The organism is Flavobacterium procerum, assembly GCF_042431625.1.
Lineage (GTDB): Bacteria > Bacteroidota > Bacteroidia > Flavobacteriales > Flavobacteriaceae > Flavobacterium > Flavobacterium procerum.
The window spans coordinates 1-14,680 of sequence record NZ_JBHLYW010000009.1 but is presented as its reverse complement, the minus strand read 5'-3'; the positions used below and the strand labels follow the sequence as shown (position 1 = coordinate 14,680).

Here is a 14,680-nt window from a genome sequence, read left to right as displayed (position 1 = left end):
TATTTTTTAAAATTAAAAACTGAAATTAAACTGTAAGGTATAGTTACGTTGTGGTGCAAGCGTATTATAGTTACCGTTTGACAGGTATTGTGGATCGATTCCTAAATCATTTTTAACCCATAACAACCCTAAATTTCTTGCAGCGAAATTGAAACTTAGTGACTTAATAAATGTTTTTTCTAACCATTCTGAAGGCACATTGTATCCTAATGAAATCTGTTGTAATCTCACGTTGTCTGCTGGAAGTACATTAATATCAGCATATTGATAACGGTTCAAACTGTTGAAGCTAATATTGGTAAGACCAGGAACGTTTGTAAAAGCTTCGTCTCCAGCTTGTCTCCATCTGTCCGCTATCAATTCGTCTTTAGCAACAGCACCATACTGAACTCCAGAATATGAAGGATAGTTTTGAAGTACTGTATTTCTAAATACGTGCCCTGCATAATACGTAATCTGAACACCTAGTCTGAAATTTTTAAAAGAGAAATCATTTATAAATCCTCCAAAATAAGGAGCAAAAGTAGTTCCCATTTTTTTAAGGTCGTCTTTATCAATTGATGCAATGCCTTGAGTGGAATTTACAATAGTACCGTCTTTTTTGTAAACTTGAGATTGTCCTGTACCATCTAGTCCAGCCCAATTGTAAGCATAAACTGTTCCGATAGAGTTTCCGATCATTGGCGATGAACCGAAATACTGGTTGGTGCTGTTTAATACATAACGTGAATCTGTAACCTCATTGGTATTATAAGAGAAATTTAAAGTGCTGTTCCATTTAAAAGCGGCGTTTATAATAGTTCCCGAAAGAGAAAAATCAATACCATGCCCTTTTAAAGAAGACGTATTGTAATTTACATAAGACCATCCATAAGTCGGATTAAAAGGAAGATTTGCTAAAATATCATAACTTTTTTTATAGTAGAAATCAACATTTCCTCGTAAACGATTATTAAAGAAACCGTAGTCTAAAGCGTAATTCAATGTTGATGTTGTTTCCCATTTAATTTCAGGATTTTCAGGAATGCTGATAGATCCTGTTGGCAATTGCGTGTTATAATCTATAGATCCAATGCTAATTATAGGGCTTTGGCTGCCAAAACCTCCAGTAGGAGAACTTCCGGCTTTACCATAGGTTACTCTTATTGCCAGATTGCTCAACCAGTTTACGTCTCTCAAGAAAAACTCTTTGTTGATATCCCATTTAACTCCTGTAGACCATAGTGGTATGGCTCTATTTTTTTTAGAGGCTCCTAATATGTTAGCATCATCAAAACGAACACTTCCCGAAACATGGTAGCGGTTCATAAAATCATAAGAACCTAATCCGTAATACGATAAATAGCGGCTTCTTGATTTGCTGATGCTATTGTCTGAAGTTCCTATAATACTCTGCCATCCATAAACGGTATTGTAATAAACTGTAGGATTTACAGATTGCCCCGAGTTAGTGTCAATGTTATAACCGTAATATCTTTGACTTGAACCTTCTCTGCGTTCTTCTCTAACTTCTGCACCTGCTAAGAAATGTAAGCTATTGTTTTCGTTGAAATTCTTATTGATATTCATTTGAAAACGCATACTCTGAGTATCGTTGTTAGTGTTCGTATTATATAAATAAGAACCGAGCGGTATACCATAAACTAATTTTCCGGCTGTATTAATAGATGTTGCTTGGTTAATCATGTTTCGCGTATAATAGCTGTCTAACTCACTCAACGATTTAGTTTTGTTGGTAATAGAAGTATACATTCCAGATGCTTCAAAATTTAACCAATCTGTAATTGTGGCCGTTAAACTTGCATTTAATCTTATGTTGGCCCCCTTTGTTATTACATTAGAATAATTTAGTTCATCTAAATGATTATAGGACCAAGGCAAGTATCCTTTTGCTTCAAATCCTTGTGAAACTTCTGGTCTAAAAAGGTAATAACGGCTAATTCCATTTCCGTTTTCATCAGCAATCATATCATAAGGGCGTAAAGCTGTAGCCGATACATTTGATAAAGCCTCGTTTGCAACTGTATTCGTTTGATACGTTGTCGGAACGTAATTGATTCCTGTATTTAATTTTAAGAAGCTTTTAAGCTGAAAAGAGTTGTTCAAAGTAATGTTATACGAATGAGAATCATTTCCTTTCATAGCAGCTTGATCCTTGTTGTATCCTAAAGACAGATAATAAGTGCTTTTTTCGTTTCCGCCGTTTATTGATAAATCATATTGCGTTGTAATAGAATTTCTTAACAGATACCTGTTTATCTGTCCCAAATTATCATTTTGCCCCAATTGGCTTAACAGCTGATCTCTTTGAGCTACAGAAATTTCACCTCTTTTTTGTCTAAACATGATTTCCTGTGCCGCACTTGGATTAAGAGCCTGCCAGTTTGAAATGTTATCAGCAACGAATCCGCCATTTACAAGATCTTTTTCGTAATCAATATATTGAGCCGTATTCATAACACGAAGTTTGCTCAAATCAATTTTTTCTCCAATGCTTGTAGTCGTATTAAAATTTATGGTCGGTTCCCCTTTTTTGCCTTTTTTGGTTGTAATTACGATTACACCATTTGCAGCCTGTGATCCCCAGATAGAACTTGCTGCGGCATCTTTTAAAACCGTAATACTTTCTACATCGTCTGGGTTAAGAAAACTTAAAATCGAAGATCCAGGAACGCCTCTTTTAGAGAAAGCAAAATCTTCTCTTGATTGCGGAAAACCGTCGATAACAATTAAGGGTTGTCCCGTTCCACTAAAATTATTGGTTCCTCTAACACTGATGGAACCTGATCTTGGATCAACGTTTACACCAGCCATTTTTCCTTCCAATCTTGACTGAATGTCTACTGTTGGAACTTCTGCCAGTTCTTTGGCAGTCATTACTCCGATAGCTCCCGTAACTCTTTCCCTTGGTATTTCTGTATAACCGTTAGAAACAGAGATTTCTACAGAATGAAGTTCCATAACATCTGGTACAAGTGTAGCGTCGATGATTCTTCTATTGTTGACAGCAACTGTAACGGTTTTAAAACCTAAGGAGCTAAAAACAATCGTGTCATAAGGAGAAACTCTCATTCGATATTCTCCTTCTTTTCTCGTAATATCCCAAGATTGTTTGCCTTTTAAGACTACGTTTACGCCAATCATTGGAGCACCTTTTTTATCGGTAACTTTCCCGGTTAATTCATATTCGAGCTGTTCGGCTTTCTTTTTGTTTTTCTTTACAACAACTTGTTTGTCAATAATGTCAAAAGTTAAATTATTGCTTTTTAAAGCATTGTTTAAGATTTCTTCTAAAGTCGCGTCTTTGTCCAATGTAATAGTATTGGCAGATTTTAGTACATCGTCATTATAGAAAAAGACATAATTGGTCTGTTTCTCCAAAGTAGAAAAAACTTCAGTTAGTGGCGTGTTCTTGAAACGAACATGTATTTTATTTTGTCCTAAAGAAGGGTTCGCATATAAACTACACATACTTATCCAGATAAATGCAGTAACAGATCTCATAAGCAGCAGATATAGGTAATAGTGGTATCGTCCAGAAAAATACTTTTCTGAATTATGTTTTTTATTCATAATTTTGTTTTGAATTTAAGAGATAGTCAATTAGCGTTGACTACAGTTCTACAATGCCAAAAGATGGTTCCAACATCTTTTGGTTTTTTTTTGGTTAGTTTTTACAAATAAGGCTGATATGTTTATTTTTGGTCTTATATCATAGGCTTTGGTGGTTTTAGAATTGATTTTTTTATTTAATAGTAATAGTTCTTTGGTTTGCGTTAACAGTACAGTTGTTGTTGGTGATGCTCGACAAAGCAGCAGCAAGCGAGTTAAGGTTTTCATTTAAAGCAAAAGATCCCGAATAATTTGTCTCAAGATTTAAGTTTTCCCCTTTGATAAATTCAATTTTATAATATTTTGAAAGCTTGCTTAAAATAGTATTTAGAGACTGGCTTTTAAAAGTAAAATAGCCTTCTCTCCAAGATAATATTGAAGCAACATCTTTTTGTTCTACCTTCAGCTGTTTTTTATCTTTATTGATGGTAGCAATCATTCCAGGTGTTAGATCTTCCTGAATTTCCTGATTCTTCAAGAGTCCTTTTTTGTTGTATGTAATTCTTACTTTTCCTTGTAATAATGCGGTTTGCACCGTTTCGTCTTCGGCATAGGAACTCACATTGAAAACAGTTCCCAATACGCGTACATTACATTCTTTTGTTTTTACAAAAAACGGTTTGCTTTTATCGTGCGCTACATCAAAAGCGGCTTCACCGGTTAAATAAACTTCACGAATTGACCCGTCAAACTGAGTCGGATAAATTAAAGATGAACCAGAATTCAGCCAAACTGTTGTCCCATCAGTCAAAACAATTTGCGTTCTTTTGCCGTAAGGAACACGAACAGTGTTAAAAGCCACAGCATTATTTGAATTTGTTTTGATAGCTTTTTCTCCAACCGTAACTTTTTCTCCATCTTTTCCGTAACTGATAACGGTACTGTCCTGTACCGCAATAGTTTGCCGATTTTGTAAAACAAGAGAAATGTTTTCTAAATCAATATTTGATTCTGTCGATTCTTTATCTGCAGCAAACTGCTCTAATGCTGTTTGAGGCTGACTATTTTCATTAGCTGTACGATTTATGTATACAGAGAATGAAACAAATAAGGCGACGCTAGCAGTAGCAGAATAGGCTAGGAGTCTTTTTTTCTTCCTGCGCCTAGATTCTTTTTGTTCTAGTTCGATTAGTCCAAGACGAATTTGATTCTTTAAAGAATCTTTTTCATCGTTCGATATTTTATTAAAATTAATTTGCAAGGCGATGTTTTTATGGGGTCTATATTTACTAAGAGAACAACTCTTTTAAAACATAGACAAAAAAAATAACCTTTTTTTAAAGTTTTTTTCGCAATTCTTTCAAACATCTGTAAATCAGTGTTCTGCAAGACTCAATAGAAATGTCCAAAATCGAGGCAATTTCCTCGTACGGTTTGTCTTCATTAAATCTGTAAAACAATGCTTGGCGTTGCTTATCGGTAAGTTCCTGCATCGCAAATGCCAGCCTGGAGTTTAGAGCGGCGTTGTTTTCTTCTTCGATTAAACTGTCTTCAAAAGAGAGTTCTTTTAGTATAACAGTATCATAATCAGAAGTAATAGAGAATGTTTTTTTTGAAGCTTTCTCTTTTTTTAAAACGTTTCGTTGTGTGATTTTAAACAGATATGCTTTTACATTCACACTTTCAGCAAGACCGCTGCGGTATTTGTAAATGTCGAGAAAAACATCGTGAATCGCATCTTTGGCGACAGAAGTTTCGTTAGTGTATTGTAAAGCAAAAGTAAATAAAACGTCAGCATAGATATCATACAGCTTTTCAAAGGCGGTAATATCACCTTTTTTAGTCTGTTGCCATAAAAAAATATCTTCTGAAGTATTCTCCATTTAAGGAATAAGATTGCTTGAGTTTTTCAGCAAATCTAAAACTTTTATCAATCAATTTGATGATATTTCGAATATTTCGCATCTTTTTGAAGATTTCGGTCAAAATAATAGCGATAATTTTGTTAAAATTTATAAATCGTTCTTTGATTGAAATCAGTTCAAATTTTTACCATTTTGCTTTAAAATCAAGAAGTTCATTAGGAATTTTTCTCTTTATAAAGATTTCTGCTTCTTTATAACAATCTGTAACCACATAAATGGTGTCGCCTTGAATATTTAAAATGCCGGATAATTTACCTATTTCTCTTTCTTGAGTAACAGGGGCGTAGAGATTAAAACGGATTTCGCCATCTTTCTTATTGTAATATCCTCTGTAACCTGAATAAGAAGGGTCAAAATTCTCTTTTTTTAATAATTGATTTCGTTCTCTATGTAAATAAAACTTATTAAAATGCCCATTAGGATAAAATTTTAATACAGCATAAATATTTGTTTCAATATGGTTGTCCAATCTAAACAAGACTTTATAGTTTTGGTTAAACTGTTCATAGATACAATTTGTATCAATGGCCTTATTCAGATTTGAATCAAAGTTTTCAATGTTCAAATCAATAAGAGGTTTCACGGGGGCTTTTGTATGCCCGTTATTCAATAAATAAGTTTTTACTCCACAGGAAACAAAGAAAAGAAGGGAAAGAAAAAATGCTTTTTTCATTTAATAATAAAGAATATGCTTCATAAATTTACTGTCAGCAATATAATAAAGTTAATTGATAATAATAATCTGATGCAAATTAATGGCATGAAATTAGTAAAATGATTATCATTCAAAAAAAACACTAAACCAATCTTGATTTATGAACCCAAATTTTTACGGTAAATCGCTAGTAATTGTTTTTCTTTTAATGATTCAGAATATTTATTCAGCTGATTCAGAACTAATTAAAAAGAATGTTTGCAATGAACAAGGTGTAACTGTAAAAACGGAGTTTAAAACCAAAAATCGCTATTTTTTCTTTAGAAAAACTAATCATAAAAAAGTCAAACGGATAGATAAGGCAGTTGATGAAAATGGCCGGATTCTAGTAAAAACTGTAATGAGATCGACTGAAAAAGGTGATGTATATGACTTTAGAAAGTTTCATAGATTAGTAATTGACAAAGATGAAATTCATGAAGTTATCTGTTTGCTTGGTGAAGAAATTGGAAAACTTATTATTTATGATTTCTGCGGAGAAAAAATCAGCGAGCAAAACGTAAATACAGAAGATCTACTCGAAAAATATCGTTTCTAATTTAAAATTGACTGATAACTTTTGAATCGGTTGGCAGTTGAAAAGGAAAAAATCTTTAAAAAATTAAGGAGTTTTTCCTTTTTTAGTTTCTTTTTCAGCTTTAATTTTTTTTGTGTAATCGCTGTACATCTGACGCCAGTTGCGACCGTTGTTGTTTAAATAGTGTTCAGCCTGTGTTTTGTAAATTTCAAAAATAGCCGAAATCTCTTTCATGCTTTTATAATCTACAGCTTGTTCACGGGCTTTCTCGAGTAGTTTTTGAATTTCGGCTGTTTCAGCCTCAGTCATTTCAGGAACAATTGCTTGGTAGCCTTTCATGGTAAATGCTACTTTTCCGATTGTATATTTGTCTAAAACTAAAGCCACTTGCTGTTCATTTAAATCTTTTCTTAATCCGCTCATTAAATCTTCATGAACTTTGGAAGGCATCGCCGAATCGGCAATTATTTGTCTGTGAAGCTCTGAAAGAGGTTTTCCGTCTAACGGATTTATTCCTGCAGGCACTGTGGAAGCAGGATGGCTATTGTGCCAGTCTTTTACCGCAGTAAGATGTGTGGCAACTACTTGTATCAATCTGTTTTCTTTAGCGCTGTCATTTAATGATAGAGAGCTGATCCATTCTTTAGCCTTTACAATTTCATCTTGTTCATTTTTAGTAGATTGGGCGTTTATGGCAATATTTAAAATTAAAAATCCGATTAGCAATACTATTTTTAAGTTTTTCTTTTTCATACAAATGGGAATATTTTTTAGCTATTTTTGATTAAAAATACGAAACACAATCTACTTTTTACTAATTAAGTGTATTGTTAACAATTATTTTTCAATTGTTATTTTTAATATTTTTATATCGAATAATAAGAGCCAAATCTAAAAATGAAAAAACACAACTACAGAACCGCTTTAATAGTTTTTTTAATCGTTTTAAATGGTGTTTTTGCATTTTCGTTTATTAAATATTTCAATAAATACAATGATTTGCAGTCTTTTTCGAAATATCAGAAAAAAGAAATCAAAAAATATCAGGAAAAATATGATTACAGAGCCTTTCCTGTTTATAACAAAATTTTTAACGAAAAAAATGATACGGTCTACACCGAGTGTTTCTTTTATGAATATGTAGAAAATCCGCTTGATGCTTATTTATTAGCAATTGCTTATTATAATTTGACAAAGAAACAGTTTGTTTTAAAACATATAAAATTATCTAAAGAGCAGTTAGATGCAATGTATTGAGACGAATAGCATTATATTTTTAGGAAACTTAAACATTTTTCTTAAGATCTTTCAAAACCTCTTCAATACTGCAGAATAGTATTTCCATACTGTCTACAGATTCAGCTGTGAATTTTTTCCTATGCGCTTCATGCTCAATATTTGATAAATGTTTGCTGAGATTTTCAAGCACAAATAAATGAAGCCAAATTTGAAGTTGCTCCGCTGTATGGAGGACTGTTTTGAAATCAGATTTTTTTAAAGCTTTTTCTAGTTCCTTAAGTTCAAGAGGTGCTTTTTCTATAAATTGTGTAGTGACTTCTTTTTTCCAGCCTGGTTTTTTTCTGTCTGTTTCTTCTATGCGCGATAAATCTGCTTTAGGGCGTTTCATAGATCGAGGTTCTTTTTTTAGTACGGTTTTAATGGCTTCCAAAAGCTCATACTGTTTAAAAGGTTTCGGAACATAGCCATCCATACCGGCATCGTAACATCGATCTTGTTCTCCTGCCAATGAATGCGCCGTCATGGCTATAATGGGAATCGAACTGTTTAGCTCTTTACGAATATAGTTTGTAGTTTGATATCCGTCGCGAACAGGCATTTGTAAATCCATTAATACCAAGTCGTACTGATTTTTAGATAGCGATTCGATACCTTGGTCGCCATTTTCGGCAATATCAATTTCAAAACCAAATCCTTCTATTACGTTCTGCGCCAATTTCTGATTTAAACGATTATCCTCGCAAAGCAGTATTCTAAGTTTGCCTAAATCATTGACAGGAAGTGTCTCGCGTTCGTTTGTTTCATGGAATGTTTTCTCGTAAGTAAGAGTAAAGAAAAACTCAGATCCTAAGCCTTCTCGGCTTTTGACTTGAATGGTTGAATCATGAAGTTCTACGAGTTGTTTCACAATACTGAGTCCCAGTCCAGTGCCACCAAACTTTCTAGTTGTACTTTCTTCTGCTTGAGTAAAACGCTGAAAAACGGTATCAATATGCTCTTGCGGTATACCAATTCCGGTATCTTTTACAGAGAAACGAATCAGATAATCCTCATCTGTTTCTGCTGTTTTTTTTACAGATATAGTGACTTCTCCTTCCTTGGTAAACTTAAGTGCATTTCCGGCAAGATTCATTAATATCTGATTTAGCCTCACTTGATCACCTGAAATGATTTCTGGTAGTTCAGCATCTAGATAGAGGTTAAATTCTACTCCTTTTGATGCCTTTATTTTAAGAAGGTCGTAGACATGTCTAAGTGCTTTTTTTAAATGAAAGGGTTGTAGCTCAAGTGAAAGTCCGCCAGATTCAATTTTAGAAAGATCTAGTATGTCGTTTACTATAAGTAGCAAATTTTCTCCAGCGGTTTGTACATCTTTTACATAACCTCGCTGTTGTTGGTCTAGTTTGGTACCCGCCAACAGTTCGGTAAAACCTATTACAGCATTTAGAGGCGTTCTTATTTCATGGCTCATATTAGCTAAAAAACTGTCTTTTGCGGCCACAGCGCGCTCGGCTATTTTTTTCTGACCTGCAAGTTCGTTGTTTTTTGTCTCAAGTTCCAAAGTATTGATAACGTGTCGCGCTACGATTTTAAGTGCATTTCGCTGATTGTCATTAAGATTTCGTGGCATATGGTCGGCTGCGCATAAAACTCCTATATGATATCCATCGGGAGTGGTGAGTGGAACTCCGGCATAAAATCTTATTTTGAAGCCACCCGTAACATTTGCATCGTCTTTAAATCTGTCATTGAGCAATGTGTCTGGAATTTCAACGAGTTTAGAATCCATAATAGTGTAACGGCAAAAAGTGATTTCGCGAGGCACCTCAGAGACTCCGATACCGATTTCAGATTTAAACCACTGTCTGCTTTCATCAATAAAAGAAATATAAGCAATAGGAACTCCACAGATGTAGGAGACAAGTGCTGTCGCATCATCAAAAGCATTATCAGGAAGCGTGTCCAGTATATTATAGCGTTTTAGAGCATCAAGACGCTGGGATTCATTGTGAGGAACAGGTATATCTACAGACTCCATAATCAAAAAATTTAATATGAAGTTACAAAAAACTGGTTTACAAATGATTACAATTTGAGTAATAATAGATTATATAATTTTCAGATAAGCTTTATTAAATTTTATGACAGAAGAAGATTGAGTAATTTAAAAAAGTGTTTTTTCGTTAATTGTTATTTCAAATGAAAAAAATAGTCGGCACCAATTTAAAATTTGAAAAAAAATATTAGTTAAACAGGATAAAGTTTTTCAGAGGTTTTTTATTGTTAAAATAATTATATTTGAAAAGAAAATTAACAATCCAAAACATATGAAAAAAATACTTTTAGGACTACTCTTGTTGGCTACAAAGCTTACAGCACAAACTGTTATAATCGAAGAAAAAATTGATAATGAAAATTCTCCAGCTTATTTTCAATATTTGCCAAAATCTAAAAAAATCGTTTTTTGTACTAGTTCAAAATCGAATGGTAATTCTGCTTTTACAGTAGATATTAACGGAAAAAAAACTTTTCTATATCAAAACGTCAATAAGATGTATGCTGATTTTTCTAGAACAGAAAACTCTTATAAAACTGTAGACCTAAAAGACCAAGGAACTTATAAGTTTGTCTTAAACGGACAGGAACAATCGGTCACGAAAGAAAAACTTAAAAATCCTAATTTTAGTTATTTTGGAAGTTATGATAAAAACAATGTTTTTGACGCTTCAGGCAGACCAGATAAATTCTCAGGTTCTTTTAATGATCTATATGTTTTGGGTTTTACAAATTCGAAAAACAGCTGGCGTATAAAAGATATTGAGAAAGAAGATGTTTTTTTAGAAATCATTGAAATTAAGAATAACACCAACAAAAGAGTAAAATTAGAGAAACCTGATTTTGCTTTGCTAAAAGGAAATCAGTTTTCAAAGAGTGATTATGATCTCACCTTTAGCTGTAAGTTAAATAATAATGAGAATTTTGATCTGATTACAAAATCACTTTCAGCAGATTCACAAACTGTAGTTTTGTATAAATCGAGCTATAATTTTGAAGGGAAAAAAATTAAAACGCAACCTTTTACGCTTAAATTAGACAATAAATATTTTATAACTTCTACAAATGGTGGCGGACCAAGATATAATACATCAACGCAAAGCATGCAGAGTCCTCGTTTCGTAGACGAATCTTATGCTCTAGACGTTTTATCAATCAATAATTACTACGAAGACCCTCAAAACGGTGATATGTATATCTATGGAATTTTTAGTGATGAGGCACCCAAAAAGATAGATGCTAAAGCGCTTCCAAAGGGATTTTATGTTTTTAAATTCGATAAAGGTGGAAACAAACTTTGGGAATCTGTCAATTATATAGATGGGAAAGACTATTTCGAGAAAATTCGTGTAAGTTCAGCATTTCAGGTAAATTTACTGGATTACGGTAAAAATCTTATTTTTTCTTCATCTGTTAATTCTTTTACAGAATTTACGAATGCTGCTATCATTGATAAAACTTCAGGCTCAATACTAAAAAGCAGTTTTATTGAGTACAATAATAATCTAAGTCATGGTAAAATGTCGTATTTTATCAGCAATACATATGATTTTAAGGAGTTGAGAAACAAAACTTTCTCACCAATTTGTTTTGCTGCAGTTAGCATAAATCCAAAAGTGATGGATTATCTCAAAAAAATTCCTGAAAAAGGAGATAGATTGTATTTTGAAACACTTTATTCAGATGAAGGAGTTTGGTTGGTTGAAACAGACAACAAAAAATATTATAAAGTAGTTTTGTTTAAAGATTAATTTTACAACTAATGTCAATTAAGGATCGGAGCTTTTCTGATCCTTTTTTATTTATAATAAAAGCCAACCTCCTTTTTTTGTTGTTTCGATAAATAATTCCCATAAAATATTTTATATCAGATTTTTAGATTACTGGGAATTGTATAACTTCTGCCTAAAATTAAATACTTTAAGAGACAATGCTCATTTGTACCTTTAATATCTAGTAAAAAATATTCATTAAAAAAGAAAGTTATGGCAGAAATTAAAATTGAGAAAAAGAAGCCTATTTGGCCATGGATTGTTGCTGTACTGTTAATCACGGCTCTTGTCTATTATGTTTTTTTGAGAGATGATCAAGTACAGAGTGCTGACAAAACAGGAATTGAAACTATAAGTGTAGATAGTACAGCCAATCAACCTTAACAGCAGTAAAAGGTAGGACTAAAATACTTTTACGGTCCATATAATTGGGAAAGATTTACGATTACAATTTCGTGAATTAAGCGTACAACTAGCGCAATCGAAAATTACAATAATAAAAACAATATGGAAAATAAAGATAGAAATTTATACAGACTGGACGAACTTGCAGATTATAAAGTTGCGTCCAACTATTCTGATGTTAGAGGATGGAAAATAGTAGATGCTGCCAACCGAACTATAGGCAAAATTGATAATCTTTGGGTTAATAAGGATATGCAACGCGTTGTTTATCTTGATGTGAGTGTAGACAAGGCATTAATAGAAGAGAGTCGTAAAGAGGTGCACAATGCTATTGAGAACCAGAATGAAAAAGAGTTTGTGTATCGAGATGGAGACACCCACATTATAATACCAATCGGATCTGTCAGCATCAATAAAGATACTAAAATCGTTATGGCTAACAGTATCGGTTATGACACTTTTCAAAAAACAAGCCGATATAATCAACTACATAATTTTGACAGAAATTACGAAAGAAGCGTACTAAAATCGTATTATCCCGATGAAGATTCGCGTTTTGGTTCTGATAGCAATGATGACACTTTTTACAATCGCAGGGAGTTTGATAATCGTTAATGCCGTATATGATATTTAAAGCATATATGATAAGATTTCTTCAATGCTGTTGATTAATAAAGTCAAGTTTATTATATTTAATTTAGAAGATTTGAGAAAAAGCTGTATTTTTAATAAATACAGCTTTTTTTTTGTTTCATACGAGTCCAATAGGGATGAGCTTGATTTTATTTAATATTTACAACTTCAGGTAAAACTTTTTTATCAATTATAGCTTTAGGTGTTTTATTTTCCACTAAAAAAATAAAGCAACTTGAAGACTTTCATGCAAAAAGGAGAGTTTTTTTATAATTATTCGTTTCGTAGCAGTTGATATACTTAACGATTTTTATAGAGTTTTTGATAAAATATTTTATTTAAGTTTTTTAATATCAATTATTTATGTTATTTTTAACACGCCGATATGGAAATTTTATAAAATCTAAATATAATTTTGCAGCAACAAAACATTTGATGCTAACCCCAAATCTGCATTTTAACTTAATACACTACCTTTTTATGAGAGTATTTTTTATGGCGCTGTTTTTTTCTTTGTGTTCCTTTACAACTTACAAAGCGACAGATAAGAAAGATTTACTAAATGAAGTAGAATTGTTCAGACTTAATGAACATGTAAGTGAAGTAAAATCATTTATTGCTTCGAATCATAAGTACAACACCAAAATTGCTTTTTTGGTTGACATGAAGATTAAATCAGGAAGAAACCGTTTTTTTGTTTATGACCTTGAAAACGACCAAATTATTGATCAAGGATTAGTAGCTCATGGTTCTGGATCAGAAACAAAAATAAAAGGAGATATATTGCAGTTCAGTAATGTTCCAGAATCTAATTGCACCTCGTTAGGGAAATATTCAGTCGAAAAATCATATAAAGGTGTATTCGGAAAAGCTTTTAGGCTTGCCGGTTTAGACGAGAGTAACAATAACGCCATGAAGAGAGCGATTGTATTGCACCATTATAAAGAAGTGCCTTATGACGAACAAGGTTATTATATCATTAACAGCCATGGTTGTCCAATGGTCAATGAAGTGTTTTTTAAAAGACTTGAAAAAATCATTGACAGTTCCAATTCTAAAATTATGCTTTCAGTTTATTATTAATGTGAAATCATTTTAACGATACATAAATACATTATCAAAAGAGCTGCAAAGCTCTTTTTTTATTTTTAGTTACACACCTATATATTATAGGTAGGATTCTACTATATATGAGTATTAAATAATATGAATACTATTATAAGAATAAAGTTTGTCATGCTGAATGGGGCAGGGACTGTTTTCAAAGAGCATCTGGCGCTTGAACATGATTATCTTTATTTTTTTGAGTAGCTTAATCCCGCTATTTGCTTCAATCTTTTGTGCCGAACCCCGGCACAAAAGGATTTCCGCTCCTATCGGGGCCAGGGAGGGGCGTTTTCGGGAGAAGCCTATTGGGCGAGAAGATGATTCCATAATGAAATCAGGACAAAAAAAGGAAAAACTCTGCGCCTTAGCGGCTCTGCGAGATTAAAAACGGCATTCTGAAGAAGCCTTAAATCTTGTTTTCCCTTCGAAAAAGCGGTGGAAAGATTGAAAACCCGATAAAAGTTGGATATGAAAACCTCTTGAAATCATGAAAACTGCATCATAATTCAGAAAAAAGCGACAGACATGAAAAAAAAGACATGTTGTAAAGAATCCGTTATCAGCGAGTTAAGGAATAATTAAAAAAAAAGCAAAAAAAGAGGTGCAAAAGTCTTGCGTAACTGGAATTGTTGTGTACTTTTGCACCCGCAACAACGAAAGGCGTTCACTGAAATACTGGCAAGCACGACAATCGAGACAGAAAAAAAAATCTGAAAAAAAGATTGCGAAAAGCTTGCGGGATTCGAAAGAAGCTTTTACA

The 14,680-nt window shown here is 32.9% G+C and carries 12 protein-coding genes; 6 read left to right on the top strand and 6 right to left on the bottom strand.

What is annotated here, in order from left to right:
- Window positions 1-12 precede the first annotated feature (12 nt).
- The 4 genes from ACFFLS_RS11540 to ACFFLS_RS11525 all read right to left on the bottom strand — a co-directional run bounded on the left by ACFFLS_RS11540 (window position 13) and on the right by ACFFLS_RS11525 (window position 6,150).
- The gene (locus ACFFLS_RS11540) at window positions 13-3,573 is read right to left on the bottom strand and encodes a SusC/RagA family TonB-linked outer membrane protein (RefSeq protein WP_379686753.1); all 3,561 of its coding nucleotides are present in this window, start codon (window positions 3,571-3,573) and stop codon (window positions 13-15) included.
- Window positions 3,574-3,745: 172 nt separating this feature from the next.
- A complete protein-coding gene (locus ACFFLS_RS11535) occupies window positions 3,746-4,813 on the bottom strand; it encodes a FecR family protein (RefSeq protein ID WP_379686754.1) in 1,068 nt (355 codons plus the stop codon).
- A gap of 76 nt (window positions 4,814-4,889) precedes the next feature.
- On the bottom strand, window positions 4,890-5,435 hold the full coding sequence (locus tag ACFFLS_RS11530; protein ID WP_379686756.1) for an RNA polymerase sigma factor: 546 nt from the start codon (window positions 5,433-5,435) through the stop codon (window positions 4,890-4,892).
- A 166-nt stretch (window positions 5,436-5,601) separates the two neighbouring features.
- Window positions 5,602-6,150 carry a hypothetical protein gene (locus tag ACFFLS_RS11525; protein WP_379686758.1) on the bottom strand — a complete coding sequence of 183 codons (549 nt, stop codon included), beginning with the start codon at window positions 6,148-6,150 and terminating at the stop codon, window positions 5,602-5,604.
- Between the two features lie 142 nt (window positions 6,151-6,292).
- Between ACFFLS_RS11525 and ACFFLS_RS11520 the strand changes: the two genes are divergently transcribed.
- Window positions 6,293-6,730 (top strand): hypothetical protein, encoded by a 438-nt coding sequence (locus ACFFLS_RS11520; protein WP_379686760.1) that lies wholly within the window; start codon window positions 6,293-6,295, stop codon window positions 6,728-6,730.
- A 63-nt stretch (window positions 6,731-6,793) separates the two neighbouring features.
- Here ACFFLS_RS11520 and ACFFLS_RS11515 read toward each other — a convergent pair whose 3' ends face one another.
- Entirely contained in the window at window positions 6,794-7,462 is a 669-nt protein-coding gene (locus tag ACFFLS_RS11515; RefSeq protein ID WP_379686761.1) for a DUF3826 domain-containing protein, read from the bottom strand.
- Window positions 7,463-7,606: 144 nt separating this feature from the next.
- Between ACFFLS_RS11515 and ACFFLS_RS11510 the strand changes: the two genes are divergently transcribed.
- A complete protein-coding gene (locus ACFFLS_RS11510) occupies window positions 7,607-7,966 on the top strand; it encodes a hypothetical protein (RefSeq protein WP_379686763.1) in 360 nt (119 codons plus the stop codon).
- A gap of 28 nt (window positions 7,967-7,994) precedes the next feature.
- Here the strand turns inward: ACFFLS_RS11510 and ACFFLS_RS11505 are convergent, their stop codons facing one another.
- Entirely contained in the window at window positions 7,995-9,986 is a 1,992-nt protein-coding gene (locus tag ACFFLS_RS11505) for a GAF domain-containing hybrid sensor histidine kinase/response regulator (RefSeq protein ID WP_379686764.1), read from the bottom strand.
- Window positions 9,987-10,275: 289 nt separating this feature from the next.
- On the opposite strand from ACFFLS_RS11505, the gene ACFFLS_RS11500 reads away from it, so the two are divergent.
- The 4 genes from ACFFLS_RS11500 (at window position 10,276) to ACFFLS_RS11485 (ending at window position 13,896) form a co-directional block, all read left to right on the top strand.
- Window positions 10,276-11,754, top strand: coding sequence for a hypothetical protein (locus ACFFLS_RS11500; RefSeq protein ID WP_379686766.1), 1,479 nt, complete (start codon window positions 10,276-10,278; stop codon window positions 11,752-11,754).
- Between the two features lie 234 nt (window positions 11,755-11,988).
- Window positions 11,989-12,159 carry a hypothetical protein gene (locus tag ACFFLS_RS11495; RefSeq protein ID WP_379686767.1) on the top strand — a complete coding sequence of 57 codons (171 nt, stop codon included), beginning with the start codon at window positions 11,989-11,991 and terminating at the stop codon, window positions 12,157-12,159.
- A 123-nt stretch (window positions 12,160-12,282) separates the two neighbouring features.
- Complete coding sequence (locus ACFFLS_RS11490) at window positions 12,283-12,795, top strand: PRC-barrel domain-containing protein (RefSeq protein ID WP_379686769.1); 513 nt, start codon at window positions 12,283-12,285, stop codon at window positions 12,793-12,795.
- Window positions 12,796-13,293: 498 nt separating this feature from the next.
- Window positions 13,294-13,896 carry a murein L,D-transpeptidase catalytic domain-containing protein gene (locus ACFFLS_RS11485; protein WP_379686771.1) on the top strand — a complete coding sequence of 201 codons (603 nt, stop codon included), beginning with the start codon at window positions 13,294-13,296 and terminating at the stop codon, window positions 13,894-13,896.
- Window positions 13,897-14,680: the final 784 nt, after the last annotated feature.

Coding starts and splice junctions, on each gene's coding strand:
- ACFFLS_RS11540 (WP_379686753.1), bottom strand. CDS start 3,573: ATGAATAAAAAACATAATTCAGAAAAGTATTTTTCTGGACGATACCAC.
- ACFFLS_RS11530 (WP_379686756.1), bottom strand. CDS start 5,435: ATGGAGAATACTTCAGAAGATATTTTTTTATGGCAACAGACTAAAAAA.
- ACFFLS_RS11525 (WP_379686758.1), bottom strand. CDS start 6,150: ATGAAAAAAGCATTTTTTCTTTCCCTTCTTTTCTTTGTTTCCTGTGGA.
- ACFFLS_RS11520 (WP_379686760.1), top strand. CDS start 6,293: ATGAACCCAAATTTTTACGGTAAATCGCTAGTAATTGTTTTTCTTTTA.
- ACFFLS_RS11515 (WP_379686761.1), bottom strand. CDS start 7,462: ATGAAAAAGAAAAACTTAAAAATAGTATTGCTAATCGGATTTTTAATT.
- ACFFLS_RS11510 (WP_379686763.1), top strand. CDS start 7,607: ATGAAAAAACACAACTACAGAACCGCTTTAATAGTTTTTTTAATCGTT.
- ACFFLS_RS11505 (WP_379686764.1), bottom strand. CDS start 9,986: ATGGAGTCTGTAGATATACCTGTTCCTCACAATGAATCCCAGCGTCTT.
- ACFFLS_RS11500 (WP_379686766.1), top strand. CDS start 10,276: ATGAAAAAAATACTTTTAGGACTACTCTTGTTGGCTACAAAGCTTACA.
- ACFFLS_RS11495 (WP_379686767.1), top strand. CDS start 11,989: ATGGCAGAAATTAAAATTGAGAAAAAGAAGCCTATTTGGCCATGGATT.
- ACFFLS_RS11490 (WP_379686769.1), top strand. CDS start 12,283: ATGGAAAATAAAGATAGAAATTTATACAGACTGGACGAACTTGCAGAT.
- ACFFLS_RS11485 (WP_379686771.1), top strand. CDS start 13,294: ATGAGAGTATTTTTTATGGCGCTGTTTTTTTCTTTGTGTTCCTTTACA.